This is a genomic window from Kribbella sp. WER1 (assembly GCF_054189145.1).
On sequence record NZ_CM135186.1, the window covers coordinates 2,862,696 to 2,884,886 of the forward strand.

The following is a 22,191-nucleotide window of genomic DNA, read 5'->3' on the forward strand; positions in this document are numbered from 1 at the left end:
GAGGTGCCGTGCCGAGCGCCCCGCAGTAGGCACGGGGTGCTCGGACGGCCTCTAAGCCTGGTTCGCCAGCAACGTGCGGACCAGGCGGAGGCCTACTGAGAGGTGGGCCAGTTCGGGACCTTCGATTTCTACGATTTCCTCGAGCATGGTGGCGGCTCGGGAGAGGGCTGCGGCGTTGCGGTCCTGCCAGGTGATGACGCGGTCCTCGGGTTCGGCGGCGGCGTCGGTGGTGGCGAGGACCTGGCGGGTGAGGCGGGCGTGGACCGAGTGCAGGTCGTCGCGGAGGGCGGCGCGGGCCATCGTCTGCCAGCGGTCGGTGCGGGGCAGGCCGATGATGCGTTCGAGGAAGCGGCCGAGTTGCAGGCGTTCGCCGAGCGCGAAGTGCACCTTGGCGACCTCGAGGATGTCGAGGTCGTCGGTGGACGCGGTCTCGACGATGCCGAGACCGGCGTACGCCGGCGGCAGCACCGCGATCCGGGTCGCGAAGTCCTCCGCGACCCCCTTCTGCACCAGGGCTTCCCGGCGTTGCTCGAACAGCGCCAGCTCCCGGCCGCGCAGCACCTCGGGCAGCGCCGCGGTCAGCTTCGCGATGCCGGGACCGAAGTACTCGATCAGCTCCTCGATGTCCACCGGAGGCCGCCGGTTCGACACCAGCCAGCGGGTCGCGCGTTCGACCAGCGTGCGGGTCTCCAGCCGCATCCCGGTCTGCGTCTCGGCGTCGACCACGTTGTCGAGCTCGGCATTCGCCGCGAGCAGTTCGGGCTGCGAGAAGATCCGCGAGGCCGCGAGGTTCGCGCGGACCACGTCCTCCTCGTTGCCGCCGGTCTCCAGCGAGAGCCGGTGGTACGCCGTGATGCCGGACGTGTTCACGAACTCGTTCACGACCTGCGTGGTGATGATCTCGCGGCGCAGCTGGTGGCTCTGGATCTGGTCCGCGAACCGTTCCTGGATCGCCTTCGGGAAGTAGCTGGCGAGCTTGTGCTTCAGGAACGGGTCGTCCGGCAGCGACGTCTTGAGCAGCTCGGCTTCCATCACGATCTTGGTGTACGCGATCAGCACCGACAGCTCCGGCGACGTCAGCCCGCGGCCCTCGGCCTTGCGGCGCTTGAACTCCGGGATGCTCGGCAGGAACTCCAGCTGCCGGTCGAGCAGCCCCTGGCGCTCCAGCCGCCGCACCCAGTCCTGGTGGACGTGCAGCAACGCCGGCGCCTGCGCGGTCGCGTTGGCGAGCGCGATGTTCTGCCGGTAGTTGCTCTTCAGCACCAGCGCGCCGACCTCGTCGGTCATCGACGCGATGATGTCGTTGCGCTGCTTCTCGGTCAGGTCGCCGTCCGCGACCACCTTGTCCAGCAGGACCTTGATGTTCACCTCGTGGTCGGAGGTGTCCACGCCGGCCACGTTATCGATGAAGTCGGTGTTGATCCGGCCGCCGCGCGCGGCGTACTCGATCCGGCCGAGCTGGGTGCAGCCGAGGTTGCCGCCCTCGCCGACGGCCCGGGCGCGCAGGTCGGCGCCGTTGACCCGGATCGCGTCGTTGGCCTTGTCACCGACGTCCGCGTTCGTCTCGTTCGACGACTTCACGTAGGTGCCGATGCCGCCGTTCCAGAACAGGTCGACCGGCGCCTTCAGGATCGCGTTCATCAGCTCGGTCGGCGTCAGCGTCGGCGAACCGCTCTCGATCCCGAGCACTTCCCGAACCTGCGCGGAGATCGGGATCGCCTTGTCGGTCCGCGGGTACACCCCGCCGCCGGTCGAGATCAGCGACGCGTCGTAGTCGGCCCACGACGACCGTGGCAGGTCGAACAGCCGCCGGCGCTCGGCGAAGGAAGCCGCAGCCTCCGGCGCCGGGTCCAGGAAGATGTGCCGGTGGTCGAAGGCGGCGACCAGCCGGATGTGCTCGGACAGCAGCATCCCGTTGCCGAACACGTCACCGGACATGTCGCCGACGCCGACGACGGTGAAGTCCTCGTGCTGGCAGTCGTGGCCCATCTCGCGGAAGTGCCGCTTGACGGACTCCCAGGCGCCGCGGGCGGTGATCCCCATCGCCTTGTGGTCGTACCCGACCGAGCCGCCGGACGCGAACGCGTCGCCCAGCCAGAACCCGTAGTCCTTCGCGACCCCGTTCGCGATGTCGGAGAACGTCGCCGTGCCCTTGTCCGCGGCGACCACCAGGTAGGCGTCGTCCCCGTCGTACCGGACCACGGAAGCAGGCGGAACGATGTCACCGGCAACGATGTTGTCGGTGATGTCCAGCAGCCCGGAGATGAACGTCTTGTACGACGCGATGCCCTCGGCCAGCCAGGCGTCCCGGTCGACCGACGGATCCGGCAACTGCTTGGCGTAGAACCCGCCCTTCGCGCCGACCGGCACGATCACCGAGTTCTTCACCATCTGCGCCTTGACCAGGCCGAGCACCTCGGTCCGGAAGTCCTCGCGCCGGTCCGACCAGCGCAGGCCGCCGCGGGCGACCGCACCGAACCGCAGGTGCACACCTTCGACCTGCGGCGAGTAGACGAAGATCTCGTACGCCGGCCGCGGCTGCGGCAGGTCCGGGATCGCCTTCGGCTCCAGCTTCAGCGAGATATACGACCGCGGCTGCCCGTCCGGACCCGGCTGGTAGTAGTTCGTCCGCAGGGTTGCCTTCATCACGGTCAGGTACGACCGCAGGATCCGGTCCTCGTCCAGGCTCTGCACCGTGTCCAGCGCGGCCAGGATCTCCTTCTCCAGCTGATCCGTCCGCATCGTCCGGTCCGGGTCGTCGGCCGCACCGCGGGCCGGGTCGAAGCTGGTCTCGAACAGCTGCACCAGGAGGCTCGCGACGTCCACGTGGTTCAGGAAGGTGTTCTCGATGTAGTCCTGGCTGAACGGCGTACCGCCCTGGCGCATGTACCGCTGGTAGGCGCGCAGGATCGACACCTGCCGCCAGCTGAGGCTGCCGCGCAGGACGAGCGCGTTCAGCCGATCGGACTCGGCCCGGCCCTCCCAGACCGCCTGGAACGTGTCGGAGAACAGCGCGCGCAGTTCCTCGCGCTCCTCGCTGTCTTCCGGCGCCCGCAGCCCGAAATCGTAGATGTAGGCCATGCTCCCGTCGGCGCGACGGATCTCGTACGGGCGTTCGTCGACGACCTCGACGCCCATCGCGGACAGGTGCGGCAGGACGTGCGACAGCGACAGCGCCGACCCGGTGCGGTACACCTTGAAGCGGCGCTCGCCCTCCCACTCCTCCTCGATCGGGCTGTACAGCGACATGGCCAGCCCGTTCTCCGCGGGCAGCCCGTCGAGAACGTGGGCGTCGTTGACCGCGACGCGCGCGTCGAAGTCTTCCTTGTACGCCTCCGGGAACGCGTCGGAGTACCGCCGGAGGAGCTTGGTGACCGCGACGTCGCCGCCCTGCGCGTGCAGCGCCGCGGTGAAGTCGTCCTCCCAGGCCCGGGTCGCCTCGACGACCTGCTGCTCCAGGGTGTCCGCGTCGAACTCGCCGACCGTCTCGCCCTGCTTCATCCGGACGACGAAGTGCACGCGGGCCAGCACGGACTCGGTGACGTACGCCGCGTACGTGACGCTCTCGGCGCCGATGGCGTCCTTGAGGATCTGCTGCATGCGCAGCCGGACCGCCGTGGTGTAGCGGTCCCGCGGCAGGTACACCAGGCAGGACAGGTACCGGTTGTAGACGTCGCGGCGGATGAACAGCTTGACCGCGCGCCGCTCCTGCAGGTGCAGGACGGACTGCACGATCGGCAGCAGGTCCTCGACGGGCGCCTGCAGCAGCTCGTCGCGCGGGTAGGTCTCCAGGACGTCGAGCAGGCCCTTGCCGCTGTGGCTGTTCGGGTCGAAGCCGGTCAGCCGGAACAGCTCCAGCGCCTTGCGCCGCAGCACCGGCACCTGCATGACGCTCTCGGTGTACGCCGTCGACGACAGCAGCCCGATGAACCGGCACTCGCGGACCGGGTCGCCGTTCGCGTCGAACTCCTTGATGCCGACGTAGTCCAGGTAGGTCGAGCGGTGCACGGTGGAGCGCGAGTTCGCCTTGGTGAGGATCATCAGCTTGCGCTCGCGCGCCTTGGCGCTCACCTCGGGCGGGAGCTTGCCGGAGCCCGGCTTCGGGTCCGGCCGGAGGATGCCGAGGCCCGTCCCGGGCGTGCCGCGCAGGATGCCCTGGTCGCCCTCCATGGTGAAGTCGTACTCGCGGTAGCCGAGGAAGGTGAAGTGCTCGTCGGCCAGCCACTCCAGCAGCTCGCGCGCCTCCTCCACCTCGCTCTCCGGCACCGGCAGGTCCGCGGCGTGCAGGCCGGCCGCGATGCTGACCGCCTTCTCGTGCATCTTCGGCCAGTCCTCGACGGCCTCGCGGACGTCGTTCAGCACCTTGAGCAGCCCCTGCTCGAGCGCGCGGTGCTCCGCGACGTCGGCGATCCGCTCGATCTCCAGGTGCATCCAGCTCTCGCGGACCAGGTCGTGCTCGTCCGCGGCGGTGGTGTCGTCCAGGACCTCCTGCAGCGTGCCGGCGACGTCGCGCCGGACCACGAACTGCGGGTGGATCAGCAGCTGCAGCTCGAGGTTCCGCTCGGTGATCACCATCGACGCGGTGTCGACCAGGAACGGCATGTCGTCGACCACGATCTCGACCACGGTGCGGCCGTCCGCGGACCAGCCGTACTCCTCCGGGGTCGGGGTGAACACGTGCACCTTCGCGGTGCCCTGCGGCCGGGACATGGCCGACTTGTAATGGTGCCGCGCGGCCCCCAGGCAGTCGTTCGGCTGCCGCTCGGCGACGTCCTCGGCGGCGACGTGCCGGTAGTACTGCTCGAGGAAGGTCTTCAGCTTGACCGGGTCGACCACTTTGTCGTGCCCATGGGTCCCCGTGGCCACCGCCTTCGCGATCACATCGGCCTTCAGGACGTCCAGCTTGCTCTGCATTCCCCACCGTCTCCACACGTGACGTCGGCGTCGGCTCCCGCCGGACCGCACGACATTGTGCGGTCACTCAGAGATTAGTCCACCTTTGTCACTGGTGTGGTGTCGGGACGGGCCTGTCATCGTTTGGTCAGGCGCAGTGCCAGGGCCGGGCAGGCGAGGACTGCGCGGCGCGCGTCCGGCAGCTCACCGGCGGTGATCTCGCGCCCTCTCAGGACCGGGAAACCCCACTCGTCGAGGGCGATGTCGTCGGCCAGCAGCCCAGCACACAGGCCATGTCCGTCACAGCGGGTCCAGTCGATCTCGAGCTTGCTCATCGCGCACCCCCGAGCACCCCGAGCACGGGCCGGCCGCACCCCTGGTGGTTGAGATGCCGGCGTACGTCGTCCTCGAACACCTCGAGCGCCGATGTGAGGAACCTCGCAGTCCCGTCCGGGTGCGCACAGGCCCCGCGGCCCGGAACCAGCCCGAGATGCCGCTGCGCGTCGTACCAGCCCTCCGGGTCGCCGACGGTGATCCGGGCGAAGTCGTCGACCAGTGCGCCGAGGCCGAACACACACGGGCCGCACTGCCCGGCCGACTGACCTCTCAACCACTCGGCGACCCTGGTGACCTCTCCCAGCGGGCAGGTGTCGGAGCAGAGCGCCAGGACGATGCCCGCGGACACCTCCGGCCGTTGGAGCATCACGCCGTCGGTGTACGGCAGCCAGCGCCCGTGGTATCCGCCAAGAAGGACAGGGCCCCGTTCGGCACCGGCGTACTGCAGCACTGTGTCCAGCGGGACACCGTTCGGTGCCTCGAGTACGCCGGGGTGCTGGACGGCCCCGCCGATCGTCAGGAGCTGCGTACCGGGCTCCGTACTCACGCCGGTGCTGCTGTACCCACGAGACCCGAGCCGCGCGAGTACAGCGAGCTGTGCGAACGTCTCCACGTTCGAGAGGAACGTGGGGCGCCGGTGGTACCCCTTACGCGTCGGCAGCACCCGACGGCCCGGTGGTACGGCGGTACCGCCCTCCAGCACGCTCAACACCGCACGGGCCTCCCCCGCGACGAACCGGCCCGGTGTCTCGCGTACCTCGATCGCCAACCGGTCATCACGCTCCATCAGCGCCTCCCGGAGCGACCTGGCCGCCTGTTGGTCGTGAACGGCGATTAGTACGTGCGGTGCCCGCAGTGCGTGCGCCAGACCGACAGCACCGTCCAGGACGAGGTGTGGCGCGCGTGTGAGCAACAGGCGGTCCTTACGGCTCGCCGGCTCGCTCTCGGAACCGTTGACCACAACAGCTTCCACACCGCGCTTCGGGAGGTCCTGGAGCTTCAAAGCGACCGGAAACGCGGCACCACCGCGCCCTCTGAGCCCTACTGCTTCACACAGCCGCAGGTACTCGTCACGGGTCAGCTCAGGCTGCTGTCCGTGCGTCAGCAGGTGCCGCTGGAAGTCCAGACGTCCCTGCTCGAGTCCGGCAAGGACCCTGGCCTCACCAATCACTCTGACGTCGTCAACGGTGATCACTGGGTCCTCCAAACCCTTGTAGGTAGTGCATTGAGCCGGTAGGCACCCGCGGTTGCCACCGCAGCCAGGCAGCCGAGCGTGATGCCGAGCATCCACGGCGTACTGCGGTCCGTACCGGCCAGCAGTGCGTGACCGATGGACAGGAGCCACCCGACCGACGCAGCGATGTGCAGCTTGCGCCAGACCTTCGTGAACTTCTCGGACACCGCCAGCCGGCCACGTGCAGCTCCCACGAGTGACGCGAACACCAGGCTGTACAGAGCGAGCACTCCGACGACCATGGCGAACGGCCGGTAGCTGGAGCCGAACGGCCACACCAGGACGGACAGGCCGATACTCACGTAGCTGTCGGCGATCACCGCGAGCACGTGCGTCGCCAGCAGCACCAGGCCGGTAACAGCAGCCGAGCGGTGCACGTACTGCAGCCAGAACCGCCACCCTGCCGACCGCACGCGCGGCATCACCATGCCGAGCACGGCGGACAGCGTGAACATCACCATCGTGACCACGCCGGCAGCACGGGCCAGGTACCAGAGCGTCATCAGGCGGCCCTGCTCGCTGTCGGCCAGCCCGACAACTCGGTGACCTCGCCGTCCTCGTCGATCAACCGCGCCGGGTGCCCGGCCAGCTTCAGCCGGCCGAGCGCGGCATCCCCGGTCGCCACAAGTGCCGTACTGAAGGTGTTCGCCCGTACGGCGGTCGGCGCCCACACCGACGCGGTGCGGTACTTCCCTTCCGCCGGGCGGCCGGTCCGCGGGTCGATGACGTGGTGGCCGTACCCGGTCGGCGTCTGCCAGCGCCGTACCGTCCGGGTCGAGGTGGTCAGCCCGCCGTGCGCGAGCGACACGAGCACGCCGGGCGTCCCGGCGCGTTCGGCGACCGTGATCACCCAGGGCTTCTTCGGTGCACCGGCCGCGCGCAGGTCGCCGCCGATCTCGACCAGCACCCCGCAGCCGTACCGCTTGCTCAGCACGTTGGCGGCGCGGTCCGCGGTCCACGCCTTCGCGATCGCGCCGAGGTCGAGCGCACAGTCCTTCGGTACGCCGAGCATCGCGAGCTTCCGGTTCAACCGGACCTGCTGCCAGCCGGCGACCGGCTTGGGCTCGCCCGGCTGCTGCGGGAACCGGCGCCGTACCGTCTCGATGTCGGCGTCGTACCCGGCCGCGATCACGGCCTGCCCGACCGTGGGGTCGACCGCGCCGCCGCTGACCTGCGCCGCGACCAGGCTGACGTCGACCAGGTCGACCAGCAGCCGCGACACCGGTACGAGCGCACCGGCGCGGGTGTTGACGGCCGACAGCTCGGAGTCCGGGCGGAACCGGCTCGCGGCCTTGTCGACGCGGTCCATCAGCGTCTTGAGTTCACCGCAGGCAGCGCCGAGTACGGCCGGATCGTCCACGGTCAGGCGGACCGTGCAGCTCCAGGCGGACCACGTGCGGGTGGCGGTCATGAGCCGTTGCTCCCACCCTGCGAGGTCGAGTTCGAGCTCGTCGAGCCGAGACCGCTGCCGCTCGAACTGTTGTTGCCGGAACCAGAGCTAGAGCCTGAGCTCGAGCCGGAACTGGAGCTGGAACCTGAGCTCGACGAGCTGCTGTCGTCCGAGCTGCTCGACGACGTCGTCCCGGACGTACCGGTGCTGGTGCCGGAGTGCTTCGCCGAGACGACCGCGACCGAGACCCCGGTCGCGCCGACGCCGAGCACGGCGGTGGCGATCGCGGCGGCCGACGCGCGCCGCAGCCAGCGCGGACGGTTGGGCTGGGATTCATCTGTTCTGACCATGCCCCCAGAGTCGGCCGGGGCGCTTCAGCCGCACTCCAAGAGAAGATCAAGCCACCGTCAAGTTCTGCTGAAAGGTCTCTGAGAACAGTTCTCAGGAGCCCAGCGCGCAGTCGTTGTCGCAGTGCCGGCCGACCGCCGCGACGACCTCGTCCGCGGCCGCACCGAGCATCGCGAACCGCTCCGGCCCGAACACGTCGACGAAGAACTCCCGGACTCGCGCGGCATGTGCCGGCGCGCACGCCCGGATCGCCGCCAGGCCCTCCTCGGTGACGACGATCTCCGGGTATCGCGACTCGCACGCCTCCTTGCGGATCAGGCCGCGCTTCTCCATCCGGGACAGGTGGTGCGACAGCCGGCTCTTCTCCCACTGCGTCGACCGGCCGAGCTCGAAGGCACGCATCCGGCCGTGCTCGGACTCGGACAGGTTCACCAGGATCTCGAAGTCGGACTTGGACAGCCCGAAGTCCCGCTGGAGGTGCCGCTCCAGGTGCGTCTCCAGCGTCCGCTGCATCAGCAGATAGCTCCGCCACGCCTTCTGCTCGTCGTCGTCGAGCCACGGTCCCTTGCCCACGTCCCCCATCCTACCCGATGGGTTGACACATCAACCTGACGCGCTAGGGTTGACACATCAACCTAACTCGTCTGGGGAGTGAACGGATATGAGCACGAAGCTGATCGCCGTCGTCGGAGCGACCGGAGCACAGGGCGGTGCGGTGGCGCGGGCGATCCTGGCGGACCGGTCCGGCGAGTACGCCGTCCGGGCACTGACCCGGAACCCGGAGTCCGCGAAGGCGCGTGAGCTCGCGGCGGCCGGCGCCGAGGTGGTGGCCGCCGACCTCGACGACGAGGCGAGCGTGCGGGCCGCGTTCGACGGCGCGTACGGCGCTTACGTGGTGACGAACTACTGGGCCCCGCTGACCCCGGAGCAGGAGGCCGCGCGAACCCGGGCCGAGATGGAACTGGAGCAGGCCGAGGCCGCGGCGCGGGCCGCCCGGGACGCCGGCGTACAGCACCTGGTGTGGTCGACGCTCGAGGACACGCGCCCGTTCTTCGCGGGACGGGACGACGTACCGAGCCTGGACGACGGGCGGTACAGGGTCCCGCACTTCGACGCGAAGGGCGAGGCGGACGCGCTGTTCACGAAGTACGGCGTACCGACGACGTTCCTGCGGACCACGTTCTACTTCGACGCGTTCCTCGAGGGCATGCCGCCGACCCGCAACGCCGACGGCGTCCTCACGATCTCGTTCCCGATGGGCGACCGGCGCCTGTCCGGCGTAGCGTCCGACGACATCGGCCGCAGCGCCTTCGCGATCCTGCAACACCCCGAACTCATTGGCTCCACCATCAGCATCGCCGGCGACCACCTGACCGGCCGGCAGTACGCCGACACGTTGTCCGAGGCCCTCGGCGAACAGGTCCGGTACCACGCGCCGACGGTCGAGGAGTTCCGCGAGTACCCGTTCCCGATGGCGGTCGAGATGGCCAACATGTTCCAGTTCTACGCCGAAGACCACGACCGCTTCACCGGCGACCGCGACCTGGAGAAGGTGCGCGCGTTGAACCCGGAGCTGGAGTCCTTCAGCGACTGGGTTGCGAAGCACCGCGACGAGCTTCGGGTTGAGTAGTTGTACAGATACCGCGGCTGACGGGCGGCGGCAGGATGCCTGCCATGGCGAAGATCTGGGTGGTGGGCGGGGCGCTGGTGGTGACCGTGGTGGCGGTCGTACTGGTGGCGGTGGCCGGAGTGTCGTTGCAGGAGATCCTGACGTTGTTCCTCGGGGTGTTGTGCCTGCTCTGGCTCATCCTGCTGCTGACCGTGCCGTGGAACCTGTCGTTCCAGGCACGTGCGCTGATCGATGAGATCCGGACGAGCCGGGCGCGCGGGATCGACGTACCGGCCGAGCGGGAGCCGGAGGCGCGCCGGATCGCGGTCCGGATGCGCTGGTTCGCGATCGGGGCGCACCTGGTGTCGGCCGGGATCGTTGCCCTGATCACCTATCTGTCCGGTGGCGCCTTCGGGTACTACGTCGCCGGGCTGTACCTGGTCAGCACGTTCTTCCGCCCGGCCGGCGCGTACTTCGCTTACCTGCGGGACCGGATGACGAGCATGCTGCGCGAGGTCGAACACCCGCGCGACGACCTGATCGAAACCCTCCGCCGTCTCGACGCGCTGAAGGAAGACCTCGACGTACTGGACGCCCGATCCGACGAGCGCACCCGCCGCCTCGCCCGCCTCGAGCAGGGCCTGGCCGCGGCCGGCACCCTCGCCGACACCCGCGACCGGGCCCTGCACGCCAAGGTCGACGCCCACGCCCGCCAGTTCGAGCACTCCCTGACCCGCCTCACCGACAACCAGGAAGTCATCGCCGGCCTGAAAGCCTTCCTCCGCCTGGTCCGCGAGGACCCCGCCCCGCTCTAGAGCCGGTGACGGACGGGCCGCGGTTGCCGTTGGCACCTATCGGGACGAGGGTGAAGGTTCGGCCGTTGGTGAGGGCGACGGATTCGGCGAAGAAGACGTCGCGGTGGACGCGGCCCAGCCAGTAGTTGTTCTGGAGGATGTCGTACGCCGTGGCGTCGGGCTGGAGGCGCCAGGCGAACGTGAGATGGCGGGTGGTGCCGGCGCCTTGGCCGGCGTCGGCGACGGTGAAGGTTCGGGGGCGGGACGGGGCGGTGTCGGCGGTCCGGGCGTCGTCGAGGAAGAGCTTGCCGAGGTGGCCGGATCCGCTGGTGCGTAAGGAGATCCGGGCGATGCGGTCGGGGTCGCGGGGGATGTTCGCGTGGTACTCGATCCAGCCGGACGACCGACGGACAGGTTTGAGACGGGTCCAGGAGATCTCGTCCGGCGTCGAACGACGGGTCAGGCCGACCTCGAGGGTGGACAGACCCTGCGCGGTGACCCGCACCGTGGTGGCGCTGCGTTGGATGATGTCGGTCTTGAACAGGTGCATCACACCCGTCCCCGACAAGGCGAGGCTGTGCGCTCCTTCGTACGCCGTGCTCTCGTCGAGCGTCACCGTGACGCCGTCGGTCCAGTACTGCCAGGTCAGCGATCGGTCCGCGCAGCCCTGGTTGTCCCAGCCGCCGTCGCGGACCCGCTTGCCGTCGAGGTAGAACGTGCCGCCGACGCCGATGGTGAACGTCGTCACGATCGGCAGCGCGCCGTACGGCGACCGCTCGACGATGCCGTGTGCGATGCCGTCCCACTTCTTGTAGTTCAGGACGTCCGTGCGGTACGGCGGTTTGCGCGGCTCGATCCGGCCGGAGGTCGCCGGGTTGCCGGTCGGGCCGGACCAGAAACGCTGCTCGAGGTCGCGGTACTTCGCGCGCCCTTCCGGCGTCGTGGTGGCACCGGCGTTCGCGGCGGTCGCCCAGTACTGGTCCTCGACGAACAGCCCGACCGAGACCGGGCCGGGGTGGCCCGGGTACGCGTAGTCGGTGAAGCACTCCTCCGGGTTGAAGCCGCCCTGCTGGTGCTCGACGCCGGCGAACGCGACCGCCCGCGGATCGAACCCGGCCGCGGTCGCGGTCTTCGCGCTGCCGCTGAGGTCGGCGTCGACGTACGGCCAGCCGTAGTTGACGAAGATCGAGTCGACGGTCGGGTCGCCGGGGGTGCCGAGCCACGGGACGTTCCGGGCGTTCAGGGTGTTCTGGTAGTCGAGGTCGCCGTTCGGCAGGTCGGCGTCGTAGTACTGCAGATAGAACGCGGGGTCCTGGGCCTTGATGTAGCGGAACAGGTCGCGCAGCCCGGCGGCCTGGCCGGCGGTGATCGTGGCCTCCTGGTTGATGAACAGGCCGTCGAACCCGAAGTACCGGCGGATCTCGATCAGCTTGTCGCCGACCGGGAACGAGCCGTCCGCGGCCCGGACCAGGAACTCGCCGAAGTCGACCCCGGTCCGCGGCCAGAACCAGCCGCCGATGGTCTTCACGCCGTTCTTGTGCGCGGCCTCGGTCCAGCCCGGGTTCGGGAGGTCGATGACGCCGTACGTACGGCCGGGCGCGCCTGGGTTCGCAACCACGTCGCTCGGGACCGACGGGAGCACCTGCCCGTGCCAGGTTCCCCAGACGTCGATGTACGGCCAGAACCGTTGTGTATACGTATGCCCTTCCAGTCCGATCGGCTGGTTGCGGCCTTCGTAGATCGTGCCGGCGTCGTCCAGGCTGAGCGTCGACAGCCGGACGCCGGGGTCCAGGTCCGGATGCGCCTGCGTCGCCGCGAACGGCGCGATCCGCGGCGCCAGCGGGACCAGGCAGCGCAGATGCCTGCCCCACGGATGGGTGGCCGGGTCGAAGGCGAGCAGATCCGCCGGATCCCAGCCGTACGTCGACGGCCCCGGCGGAATCCCACCCGACCCCGGCTTCGGCGCCGCCTGCGCCGAACCCGCAGCGCCCGCAGTGACCGGTGCCGCCGACGCCACCCCAGTTCCTCCGGCCAGCGCCGCCGCCAGCCCGGCCCCGCCCACCGTGATCACAGTCCTCCGGGAAACCCGCTCCGGAGCTGACATCGCCTCACACTCCTCAGATATACCGGTTTAGCTGAGCCAGCATCATAGGAGCGGGATCCCCGCGTGAGAAGAGCTGAACTGGTTTTGTACGACGCCTACTTCTTAGGCGGTTCGGTCAGTTCCGCGCGGTACGAGCCGAACGCCGCGATGGTCGCCGTCAGGTACCGCCGGACGACCTCGAGCTCGGCCGCGGTGAAGTCGCCGGTGGCCGACCGATGGTGGACGCCGAGCGGCTCGAAGAACTGCGTCGCCAACTCGCGCCCCGGTTCGCCGTACCGGAGGATCACCCGTCGCCGGTCCGCCGGATCACGTTCACGGCGGACGTGACCGGCCCGCTCGAGCCGGTCGATGAGGGTGGTCACGGATCCGGTGGTCAGCCCGAGCTCGGTCGACAACTGCCCCGCGGTCAGCGGTTGACCCCGCTCGCCGGCGACCAGGATCCGCACCAACGCTTCGACGTCCGTACCGTGCACGCCGTGCCGCTGCGCGAAGACATGCGCGATCCGCTGGCCTTCGGCGACCAGCATCTGCACCAGACCCACCAGCTCGTCCTGGACGGACCGGGACTTGCGTTCCGGCACACCCTCCTCCTAATGTCTTGATTGTCAAGATACTCGATTGTCGAGATTTTCTTCCGAGGTTGGAGTCACTGTGCCAGGTCTGGTCCGGTCGATGCGAAGCCGGCGTTCGGCCGCCCTCGTCGTCCTCGCCGCCGTCGTGCTCGCGGCGGTCGCGCTGCTGCTGCCCGAACCGACCGCCGCCGGACCACGATCCAGCACCGGACTGTCGACGTCCGCGGAGTCGGCCGAGGTCGAGCAGCTCCGCAAGCAACTCCCCCAGGCGGACGCGTCCACCGCGCTGATCGTGTTCAACCGGACCGACGGCGGCCTCCTGACAGCCACCGATCAGACCGCGGCGCAGGCCAAGGCGACCTCGCTGGGAGTCCGGGTACCGCTGCAGGTCTCGGAGACCAAACGCGTCGCCCTCGCGGTGCTCACATTGCCGCAGCAGGACGATGCCGCGACCGCGAAGACGGTCGGCCAGCTGCGCGAGAAGCTGACCGACCTGCCCGTCGGCCTGCAGACCGCGGTCACCGGTCCCGCGGCGTTCACCACCGATCTGACCAAGGTCTTCGACGGCGCAGACACCAAGCTGATCATCGTGACGGCCGCCGTGGTCGCCCTCCTGCTTCTGCTCACCTATCGCAGCCCCGGCCTGGTCCTGCTGCCGCTGATCGTGGTGGGACTCACCGAGCAGGTCACGACCAGCCTGGCCGGTCAGGTGCTGTCACTGCTCGGCATCCCCGGCGGCGGACAGGTCACCGGCATCGTCAGCGTCCTGGTCTTCGGCGCCGCCACGGACTACGCGCTACTACTGATCGCGCGCTATCGCGAGACCCTTCGGCACGAGGAGCAACCGGTCGTCGCGATGCGCATCGCCGTACGCCGGGTCGCCGAACCGATCCTGGCCAGCGGCGGAACGGTCATCGCCGCGCTCGGACTCCTGCTGCTCGCCAGCACCGAGACGCTGATGGGGATCGCGATCGGCTGCATCATCGGCATCGCGCTGGCCATGCTCGCAGGGCTCGTCGTACTGCCGGCTGTGCTGGTGTTGTTCGGCCGGCGGGTCTTCTGGCCGTTCGTGCCCCGGGTCGGCGACGCGACCACCGAGGGCAAGGTGTGGGGACGCCTCGGCGCGATCGTCGCGCGGCGGCCGGCCATCGTCCTCGTGCTGTCCACCGTCGTCCTCGCCGGGCTCGCGGCCGGTACGTTCGGCGTTCGCACCGGGCTCGCGCAGAACGAGCAGTTCCGGGTGAAGCCCGAGGCGGTGCGGGGTGCCGAGATCCTGGCCGAGGCCTTCCCTGCCGGTTCGACCGAGCCGTTGACGGTGATCGGCCCGGCGCAGAAGGCGGCAGCCATCGCCGCGGCGGTCAAGCAGGCGCCCGGCGTGGCCGAGTTCCGGCCCGGCGCGAAGGACGCGCAGCTCGCGTCGTACGACGTGGTCCTGACCGCCGAGCCCGGCAGCGCCGCGTCGTTCGCGGTGGTCCGTGACCTCCGGCAGCGCCTCGACCAGGTCGGGACCGACGTCCTGGTCGGCGGCAGCCCGGCCGAGGACCTGGACACGAACAATGCCGATCAGCGCGACCGGCTGCTGATCATGCCGCTCATCCTGCTGCTGGTCGGGGCGGTCCTGGTCGCCGTACTGCGGTCCGTCCTCGCGCCGGTACTGCTGCTGCTCACCGTCATCGCGTCGTTCTTCGCGAGCTTCGGGGCCAGCTGGCTGCTGTTCGATCACGTGCTGGGCTTCCCGGCGCTCGACGGGCAGGTGATCCTGCTGTCGTTCCTGTTCCTGGTCGCGCTGGGCGTCGACTACAACATCTTCCTGACCACGCGGGCTCGCGAGGAAGCGCGGGCCGTGGGGACGAGGGACGGCATGATGATCGGGCTGCGGGTGACCGGCGGCGTCATCACCAGCGCCGGACTCCTCCTCGCCTCCGTGTTCGCGGTGCTCGGCGTACTCCCGCTGATCACGCTCACCCAGGTCGGCGTGATCGTCTGCGTCGGAGTTCTCCTGGACACGCTGCTCGTCCGTACGGTCGTCGTACCGGCGCTCGCCTTCCTGCTCGGCGAGCGGTTCTGGTGGCCGGGTCAGGGCCAGGACGTGTCGAACAGGAAGCTTGCCAACGGGTAGTCCCGGAGTGCGCGGGCCAGCTCGTCGCGCAGGCCGGGCGCCAAGGTGGGCGGCAGGCCGCGGAAGTCCAGCAGCGCGGCGATCCAGCGGGCGGTCTGCGAGATCGGCCGCGGATCGGTGGTGATCAGCGCTGCCCAGACAGCGTGCAGCAGTTGCTCGACGCAGTCCTTGGCCAGGCTCGGATCCAGCGCGTACTCCGGACCCGGCCAGCTGGCCGGCAGCTCCGCGATCAGCGCCGGGTGCGCGAGTTCGAGGGCTGCCTGTTCGGCGGCCGCGTCCTCGGGAAGCGGCTCGGCCGCCGCGACCACCGGCGGCAGGGTTCGCATCGCCGCGATCGCCTGCCGCGCGTCGGCGGCCCACGCGGTCGCGCCGAGGCTGCGCGCCCGCAGGTCGTCCGTACCGAACGCGGGCCCGCCGACCAGAACCGGAATCCCCGCAGCCCGGGCCGCCTCGATGAACCGTCGCGTCGTCGGCAGCGAGCCGAGCACCGAGCAGCTGACGGCCAACGCGTCCGGGCCGAGGTCCTGCAGGTACTGACTCAGCCGCAACGCCGGGGTGGAGGCGCCGAGCAGCGTGGTGTCCCAGCCGTCGGAGCGCAGCGCGCAGTCGATCATCATCGCCGCCAGCGCATGCCATTCGCGCTCGGCGCAGGCCACCACGACGCGGCCGCGTTCGGTCGGCGTACGGCGTACCTCACGGGCGATGGACTCGGTCGCCGACATCGCCACCGCGGTCGCGGCATGCTCCTCCGCCACCGACCACTCGCCGCGCTGCCACCTGTCGCCGACGGCCCGCTGGGCCGGGCCGACGACGTCGGTGAGCAACGCGATCGGGTCGGCGCCGGAGCCCAGCGCCGAGTCCACCACCGCGATCGCGCCCGCGGCATCGACGTTCGCCACCGCGTCCTGGAACGCCGTCAGCGCCGGGGCGAGATCCATCGCCGTCATCCGTCGGCTCGCGCACAGCCGACGGACAGTACGGCGATGTCGTCGTGCGCACGACCCGCGAGATGCTCGAGCACGTCCTGCTCGACCGCGGCGCACACGACGTCCGGGGCGGCACCGGGGTACCGGGACAGCAGCTCGACCAGACGTTCGTACCCGTAGAAGCCGGTCGCGCCGCGCGCCTCCTCGACGCCGTCGGTGGACAGCACGAGCTGATCGCCGGGCGCCAACCGGACCGTGCTCGTCTCGTACTGCGCGTCCGCGACGACCCCGAGCACCGCACCCTCCGCGTCGACAGGCTCGACCTGTCCGCCGGTACGAACAACCAACGGCGGAGCGTGACCGGCCGCGGCGACCTCGACGATCAGGTCGCCGTCTGCTGCTCGGACGCGGAGGCAGAGCAGCGTGACGAAGCGGTGCGAGGTGTCGTCGTGCAGGACCGTACTCAAGGCCGACAGCAAGGCCCCCGGATCATGCTCGAAGTGTGCGGCAGTCCGGAGGCTCTGGCGGGCCCGGCCGGTCAGCACGGCCGCGTCGACCCCTTTGCCACACACGTCCCCGAGGGCGACGAACCAGTCGTCGCCGGAACGGAAGACGTCGTAGAAGTCGCCGCCGATGTCGAGTTGCTCGGCGGACGGGCGGTAGCGCGCGCCGAGTGCTGCGCCGGGGAGGTCGGGCAGCGGCGGCGGGATCAGGCTGTCGCAGAGGGCGGACGCGGTCTCGGCGCGTTGCTCGTACAGGCGGGCGGAGTCGAGGGCCAGCGAGGCCCGGACGGCGATGCGTTCGGCCTGGGTGATGTCGTCGGGGCTGAAGCCGCGGCCTTGTCCGCGGACCAGGATGAGTGCGCCGAGCGTCGTACCGCGTGCGGTCAGGCCGACGGCCAGGACGTCGGCGGGGCGTAGGGCGGCGGCTTGTTGGCGGAGGGCCGTGTGTGGGACGAGTGCTGCGAGGCCGTCTTCTCCGCCGGCGGCGACGTGGAGGAGTTCGCTGCGGCCGGTTGCGAGGACGCGCTCCAGGGCTCGGCCGGTGAGCTGGCGTTGGCTGACCGTTGCCTCGGCGGTGAGGTCGGTACCGCCGAACAGGTGGAGGCCGGTGCCGCGGGTGGTGGTGAGCGCGACCACGGCCCAATCGGCGACCTCGGGTTGGACGCCGTCGAGCAGTTGGAGGACGGAGCGCCGCAGATTCAGCGAACCGGCCATCGCCAGCGCGATGTCCTCCGCAAGCTCCGAGCGAACCTGTACGGGCGTGAGGGCTGTGGGGATGTTCGGTGTCTCGGTCACCGGGAGGCCGGGAGGGTGGCTTCGGCTGCTGCGGCTGGGGTGTCGTAGACGGCGAACACCTTGTGCAGCTTGGTGATCTTGAGGATCCGGTGCACCCGCGGACCGGGTGCGGCCAGCAGCAGCGCGCCGCCCTGCGCGGCCGCGGACTTGTGCGCACCGACCAGCACCCCGAGCCCGCTGGAGTCCATGAACTCGATCCCGCTCAGGTCCAGGACGATCGGGCGTGGACCGAGCCGCGCCTTCAGCTCGGCGGTCAGCGCGGGAGCGCTGTCCAGATCGAGGTCACCGACCACGCGGACGAGGACGTACGACTCCAGCTCGGCGGTTTCGATGACGAGTTCGGCACCTTCGTCGACCATCACGGCAGCAACTTCCTGCCGGGCGCCCTGTTCAACCGGAGATCAGGCAACCCGACGGCTCATCGCGCGCGACGGCGCGAACCAGCGGTCGGCTGCTGTCTAAACCGATCGACCTCGGCTAGATCTATCACCACGGCGTCCGGCGAGCAAGCCGCCACCGCCGGGGAGGTCAGTTCGACGCGAGCAGGTCGCGGTCGTCGACGACCCGGCGGGCGATCTCGCGGAGCCGGACCTTGTGCTGCAGTGAGACGTCGCTGAGGACGTCATACGCCTGCCGGCTGTCGATGCCGTACCGCTCCATCAGGATCCCGAGGCTCGAGCTCACCAGCCGGTGCGCGTCCATCGACGTCTGCAGGCGGGTCTGGTACCACAGCGACTCCATCGCGACCGCGACGTGCGTGCAGAACGGCCCGAGGTACGCCGGATCCGCGATCTCCCGCGACCAGTACAGCGACAGCACCCCGACCGCCCGGCCGCGACCGGGCACCAGCGGGACGTGGGTCGTCCCACCCGCCTCCGCGCCGGTCGTCATGGCCTCGTTGGCCTCGACCGAGCGGCGCCAGGCGCTCGCCGGATCCGCAACCTCCGTCCGGACCAGCTCCGCCGCCGGGCCGGCCACGTCGAGCAGGACCGCCCGCGGTCCCAGCGAGGCGACTCCGACCCGCGGGCAGCCGAAGAAGCCCGCGGCGACACCGGCGGTCACGGCCAGCAGGTCAGGCAGCTGTTCGGCGGCATGCAACTGCAGCGCGACCTGCCCGAGCTCGGCGGCGCGGCCCCGGGCCTGTTCGTCTCTGCGCACGGCGCACTCCCGTCGAGGTGATGGATCGGCGGTGGTGTGCCCGCTCGTGGATCTCGCCGGGATCATAGGCGATCCATCGCACCACCCAAGTGGGAACGGCAGTCCGGAAGACGCACAATAAGTCCAGCAGTCGGCGCCGCCGGCTCTTCGAGTTGAGGTACTGCGATGGAACTACCCGAGTTGGCCGACCTGATGACCACGGTGGCCGACACGCTGCGCGCACCGATCACGCCGGAGGAGTCGCTGCAGCTGATCACCGCGAACGCGATCGCGACCATCCCCGGCATCACCCGGGCGAGCATCTCGGTGACCGGCAGCGACCACACGATCGAGACGCTGGCGCCGACCGATCCGATCGCCGGCGAGGCCGACAAGCTGCAGTACGACCTCGGCGAGGGCCCTTGCCTCGACGCGACGCTGGCCGAACCGGTCGTGCAGGTCGACGACCTCGCCACCGACGGCCGCTGGCCGCAGTACGGTCCGAAGGCCGCGGCGCTCGGGCTGCGCTCGCAGCTGGCGTTCCAGTTCCAGGCGCCGCCGCGCGTCCGCGGCGCCCTCAACCTGTACGCCGAGGAGCCGCGGGCGTTCGACGCCGACGCCCGGTACGTCGCCGGGATGTATGCCGACTGGGCCGCCGTCCTGCTCGGCTGGAGCCGGCACGAGTCGACGATGACCGAGGCGCTGGAGAGCCGGACCACGATCGGTACCGCGATCGGGATCCTGATGGAGCGCTACCAGCTGGACGAGAACCGGGCCTTCACGTTCCTGGTCCGTACGTCGCAGACCGGCAATGTCAAGCTCCGCGAGGTGGCGGCCGGGGTGGTCGCGGACGTCACAAGGAAGGCCCGGTAACCGGCTAGGCGAGGTACGTGGCTGCCGCAACTCTGGAACACCTCGGGCGCCCAGAGCAACGGCTTGGCGGGGCCGCTGCAATCTAACGCCGCGACCGGGCCACCTGAAGCTCCAAGACCTCCACCTCACCATCGGTCACGAACAGCCCGACACGTCCGGAGGACTCGGTGCGGAAGCTGAGAGCTACGCGGTCGTCGACTACTGCTTGGGCTGTTGGCCCGTCCAACAGGACCTGGAGGGTGTGGCGGCCGGGTGCGAGAGGGCAGGACCGTTCGAGGTCTACGGCGTGGGGGACGTCGCCGTGGATCTGCCATTGGGCTGGGCCGGTCCGCCCACGCGGCCACTGGTCCACGACGAGGCGGTCCCGCTGCGGTTCGAGGCGGAGGATGGTCGCCTGCTCGCCGTCCTCGGAGGCGTGCAGCAGCAACCCGAAGGACTGGGTGCCGGGCGCGACGTCGAGGGTCAGCGTGATCAGACAGTGCGGCGGTACGACGTCCCCGATCCAGCCGGCGTACCGGTCGAGCGCTCCCTGGCCCGGCTCGGCCGCCGCGCCGGCGAGCGGTACGAGCTTCCCGTCCGCGACCTCGTCGTACGCCGCGACGACCGCCGCCGGGAACCCGAACCCGAGCGTCCCGTCCGCTTCCTGGTGCGCCTCGAGTACGGCGAGATCGCCCGCCCACTGCCACGCATCCCCTTGTTTCGTGGGGATCCAGCCGACGAAGAACCGGCGCCCGTGGTACTCGACCGTCTTCGCCGCGTAGAACGCCCGTCCGTCGACGGTGTCCCGAGCCGGCGCGCGCCACGGGCCGTCGGGGTCGCGGGCGATCCGGTACCGGGTCTGGAACGCGTCGGTGAACTCGGAGTACACGAGGTACCACCAGTCGCCCCACTGGAAGACGTCCGGGCATTCCTGGGTGAGGTAGCGGCGCGGCTCCCAGAGGGGTGCCGCCAGGTCCCAGTGCCGCAGATCGGTGGACGTCAGTCGCGCGACCACACCGGAGCGCCGGTCGGGGGCATCGGCGTAGCGGGCGGCGAGCACCATCTGCCAGGGCTGCTCAGGAGCGGTGCGGTAGACGAACGGATCGCGCCAGTCCTGCGGGACGAAACCGTTGGGGGCACCAAAGGTGTCGTCGGGGAGCTTGGTCCAGCGCGTCGGATCGCCGTCGCTGACCGCGTGGCAGACGACCTGGTACGAGCCGTCCGCCGAGCCGCGGCGCGGGTTGTGGCCGGTGTAGAACAAGTGCAGCCGATCTCCGTCCGCCACCACGCTGCCGGTGTAGCAGTCGAAGTCCACGGCATCGGGTCCGCCGGACGGGAGTACGACGCCGTGGTCGGTGTAGTTGACGAAGTCCGTGGTCGACACGAGCGCCCAGGGCATGCCGGTGGGCTCGTCCGCGCGGGTGTCGAGCAGGTAGAACAGCCAGATCCGGTCGTCGTGGCAGAACGGGATGACGTCCCCGACGACACCCGCGGCCGGTCGCCAGTGCATCACGTCGGGCTCACCGGCCGGCGCCGGCGCGGCGGGTCGCCGACCGAATCGCGTTCGATCAGCGTGCAGTCGACGACGACACGATCGGGGGCGTCCTCGGGCGCGGCCAGGACCAGTTCGCCGGCGCGGCGGCCGAGCATCAGGTGTGGAAGCGCGGCGGTGGTGAGACCTGGGCGGACCTGGTCGGCGACGTCGGGCTGGTCGTCGAAGCCGACGATGCTGACGTCGTCCGGGCAGTTCAGGCCGAGCGCGTGCAGGGCGAGCAGGGCGCCGATCGCCATCCGGTCGTTGCCGCAGACAAGGGCTGTCGAGCCGTGTTCGACAACCACCTCGGTCGCGAGGTCGTACCCGTTCCCGATCTGGTAGTTGCCGTACCGGTGCACGAGGTCCGCGGGCCGCAGACCCGCCGCCCGGGCGGCGTCGTCGAACCCACGCCGCCGTTCCTTGCAGGCGTAGTCGTTCCGCATGCCGCCGAGGAATGCGACGTCGCGGTGCCCGCGGTCGAACACCGACGCCGCGGCGGCGCGCCCACCGGCGTACTCGTCGGCCAGCAGCACCGTGTCGGCGTGCCCCTCCTCCGGCCAGCAGTTCACGAAGATCGTCCGGATGCCGTCGAGCCGCGGGCTCCGGTGCAACGGCTTCGGCGAGAGCGAGGCGTACACGATCGCGGCGACGCCCTGCGCGACCAGGCTGGCCACCGCGTCGTCGCCCTGTCCGGGGTCGCCGGTGGTGTCGACGACCATGCAGACGTAGCCGGCCGGCTGGACGACCTGTTGCAGGCCGAGCACGATCAGACCGGCGTACGGCTGGGAGACGATCCCGCTGGTCACGACGCCGATCGTGAAGGACCGGTTCGAGCGGAGCAGCTGGGCGGCTCGATTCGGCACGAAGTCGAGCTCGGCCGCGGCCTGGAGCACCCGGCGCCGGGTCTCCTCGGCGACCGCGACGTCGCGGCGGTCGTTCAGCACGAACGACACGGTCGGCTGCGAGACCCCCGCACGCCGCGCGACATCGGTCATCGTGACGCGTTTCGGCCCACCGGCTGCCTTCTTCGCCATCGGTCCCCCTT

General features: G+C 70.2%; 19 protein-coding genes. 5 read left to right on the forward strand and 14 right to left on the reverse strand.

The genetic code is table 11. The features are described 5' to 3' along the window. Positions 1 to 51 precede the first annotated feature (51 nt). From ACXJJ3_RS13970 to ACXJJ3_RS13990, 5 genes are all read right to left on the reverse strand, one after another. Positions 52 to 4,914, reverse strand: coding sequence for an NAD-glutamate dehydrogenase (locus ACXJJ3_RS13970; RefSeq protein WP_458170453.1), 4,863 nt, complete (start codon positions 4,912 to 4,914; stop codon positions 52 to 54). Between the two features lie 116 nt (positions 4,915 to 5,030). Next, positions 5,031 to 5,228 (reverse strand): ferredoxin, encoded by a 198-nt coding sequence (locus tag ACXJJ3_RS13975; protein WP_458170454.1) that lies wholly within the window; start codon positions 5,226 to 5,228, stop codon positions 5,031 to 5,033. After that, positions 5,225 to 6,424, reverse strand: coding sequence for an NADH-ubiquinone oxidoreductase-F iron-sulfur binding region domain-containing protein (locus ACXJJ3_RS13980; protein ID WP_458170455.1), 1,200 nt, complete (start codon positions 6,422 to 6,424; stop codon positions 5,225 to 5,227). Before ACXJJ3_RS13980 ends, ACXJJ3_RS13975 begins: the two co-directional genes overlap by 4 nt. Next, on the reverse strand, positions 6,421 to 6,966 hold the full coding sequence (locus ACXJJ3_RS13985; RefSeq protein WP_458170456.1) for a hypothetical protein: 546 nt from the start codon (positions 6,964 to 6,966) through the stop codon (positions 6,421 to 6,423). The genes ACXJJ3_RS13980 and ACXJJ3_RS13985 overlap by 4 nt, the downstream gene beginning before the upstream one ends. After that, a complete protein-coding gene (locus ACXJJ3_RS13990) occupies positions 6,966 to 7,874 on the reverse strand; it encodes an FAD:protein FMN transferase (protein WP_458170457.1) in 909 nt (302 codons plus the stop codon). Before ACXJJ3_RS13990 ends, ACXJJ3_RS13985 begins: the two co-directional genes overlap by 1 nt. 6 nt (positions 7,875 to 7,880) lie before the next feature. Between ACXJJ3_RS13990 and ACXJJ3_RS13995 the strand changes: the two genes are divergently transcribed. Next, positions 7,881 to 8,285, forward strand: a complete 405-nt coding sequence (locus ACXJJ3_RS13995; protein WP_458170458.1) for a hypothetical protein — start codon at positions 7,881 to 7,883, stop codon at positions 8,283 to 8,285. 9 nt (positions 8,286 to 8,294) lie between these two features. Here ACXJJ3_RS13995 and ACXJJ3_RS14000 read toward each other — a convergent pair whose 3' ends face one another. Continuing rightward, on the reverse strand, positions 8,295 to 8,783 hold the full coding sequence (locus ACXJJ3_RS14000) for a MarR family winged helix-turn-helix transcriptional regulator (RefSeq protein ID WP_458170459.1): 489 nt from the start codon (positions 8,781 to 8,783) through the stop codon (positions 8,295 to 8,297). 79 nt (positions 8,784 to 8,862) lie between these two features. Here ACXJJ3_RS14000 and ACXJJ3_RS14005 point away from each other — a divergent pair, with 79 nt between their 5' ends. Together ACXJJ3_RS14005 and ACXJJ3_RS14010 are read left to right on the forward strand one after the other, a co-directional pair. Further along, the gene (locus ACXJJ3_RS14005) at positions 8,863 to 9,831 is read left to right on the forward strand and encodes an NmrA/HSCARG family protein (protein ID WP_458170460.1); all 969 of its coding nucleotides are present in this window, start codon (positions 8,863 to 8,865) and stop codon (positions 9,829 to 9,831) included. A gap of 44 nt (positions 9,832 to 9,875) precedes the next feature. Then, the gene (locus ACXJJ3_RS14010; protein ID WP_458170461.1) at positions 9,876 to 10,625 is read left to right on the forward strand and encodes a hypothetical protein; all 750 of its coding nucleotides are present in this window, start codon (positions 9,876 to 9,878) and stop codon (positions 10,623 to 10,625) included. Here ACXJJ3_RS14010 and ACXJJ3_RS14015 read toward each other — a convergent pair. Then, complete coding sequence (locus ACXJJ3_RS14015) at positions 10,567 to 12,708, reverse strand: endo-beta-N-acetylglucosaminidase (protein WP_458170462.1); 2,142 nt, start codon at positions 12,706 to 12,708, stop codon at positions 10,567 to 10,569. The genes ACXJJ3_RS14010 and ACXJJ3_RS14015 overlap by 59 nt on opposite strands. 95 nt (positions 12,709 to 12,803) lie before the next feature. Further along, positions 12,804 to 13,289, reverse strand: a complete 486-nt coding sequence (locus tag ACXJJ3_RS14020; protein ID WP_458170463.1) for a MarR family winged helix-turn-helix transcriptional regulator — start codon at positions 13,287 to 13,289, stop codon at positions 12,804 to 12,806. Positions 13,290 to 13,380: 91 nt separating this feature from the next. Here ACXJJ3_RS14020 and ACXJJ3_RS14025 point away from each other — a divergent pair, with 91 nt between their 5' ends. Further along, positions 13,381 to 15,399, forward strand: a complete 2,019-nt coding sequence (locus tag ACXJJ3_RS14025) for an MMPL family transporter (RefSeq protein WP_458170464.1) — start codon at positions 13,381 to 13,383, stop codon at positions 15,397 to 15,399. On the opposite strand, the gene ACXJJ3_RS14030 is transcribed toward ACXJJ3_RS14025, so the two are convergent. The 4 genes from ACXJJ3_RS14030 to ACXJJ3_RS14045 form a co-directional block, all read right to left on the reverse strand. Further along, a complete protein-coding gene (locus ACXJJ3_RS14030; RefSeq protein WP_458170465.1) occupies positions 15,357 to 16,337 on the reverse strand; it encodes a cobalamin B12-binding domain-containing protein in 981 nt (326 codons plus the stop codon). The genes ACXJJ3_RS14025 and ACXJJ3_RS14030 overlap by 43 nt on opposite strands. 5 nt (positions 16,338 to 16,342) lie before the next feature. Next, a complete protein-coding gene (locus ACXJJ3_RS14035) occupies positions 16,343 to 17,623 on the reverse strand; it encodes a PP2C family protein-serine/threonine phosphatase (RefSeq protein WP_458170466.1) in 1,281 nt (426 codons plus the stop codon). After that, a complete protein-coding gene (locus ACXJJ3_RS14040; protein WP_458171888.1) occupies positions 17,620 to 17,982 on the reverse strand; it encodes an STAS domain-containing protein in 363 nt (120 codons plus the stop codon). Before ACXJJ3_RS14040 ends, ACXJJ3_RS14035 begins: the two co-directional genes overlap by 4 nt. 169 nt (positions 17,983 to 18,151) lie before the next feature. Next, on the reverse strand, positions 18,152 to 18,781 hold the full coding sequence (locus tag ACXJJ3_RS14045) for an ANTAR domain-containing protein (protein ID WP_458170467.1): 630 nt from the start codon (positions 18,779 to 18,781) through the stop codon (positions 18,152 to 18,154). Between the two features lie 165 nt (positions 18,782 to 18,946). On the opposite strand from ACXJJ3_RS14045, the gene ACXJJ3_RS14050 reads away from it, so the two are divergent. After that, positions 18,947 to 19,633, forward strand: coding sequence for a GAF and ANTAR domain-containing protein (locus ACXJJ3_RS14050; protein ID WP_458170468.1), 687 nt, complete (start codon positions 18,947 to 18,949; stop codon positions 19,631 to 19,633). An 82-nt stretch (positions 19,634 to 19,715) separates the two neighbouring features. Here the strand turns inward: ACXJJ3_RS14050 and ACXJJ3_RS14055 are convergent, their stop codons facing one another. After that, positions 19,716 to 21,122 (reverse strand): GH32 C-terminal domain-containing protein, encoded by a 1,407-nt coding sequence (locus ACXJJ3_RS14055; RefSeq protein ID WP_458171889.1) that lies wholly within the window; start codon positions 21,120 to 21,122, stop codon positions 19,716 to 19,718. Next, entirely contained in the window at positions 21,122 to 22,180 is a 1,059-nt protein-coding gene (locus ACXJJ3_RS14060) for a LacI family DNA-binding transcriptional regulator (protein WP_458170469.1), read from the reverse strand. The genes ACXJJ3_RS14055 and ACXJJ3_RS14060 overlap by 1 nt, the downstream gene beginning before the upstream one ends. Positions 22,181 to 22,191: the final 11 nt, after the last annotated feature.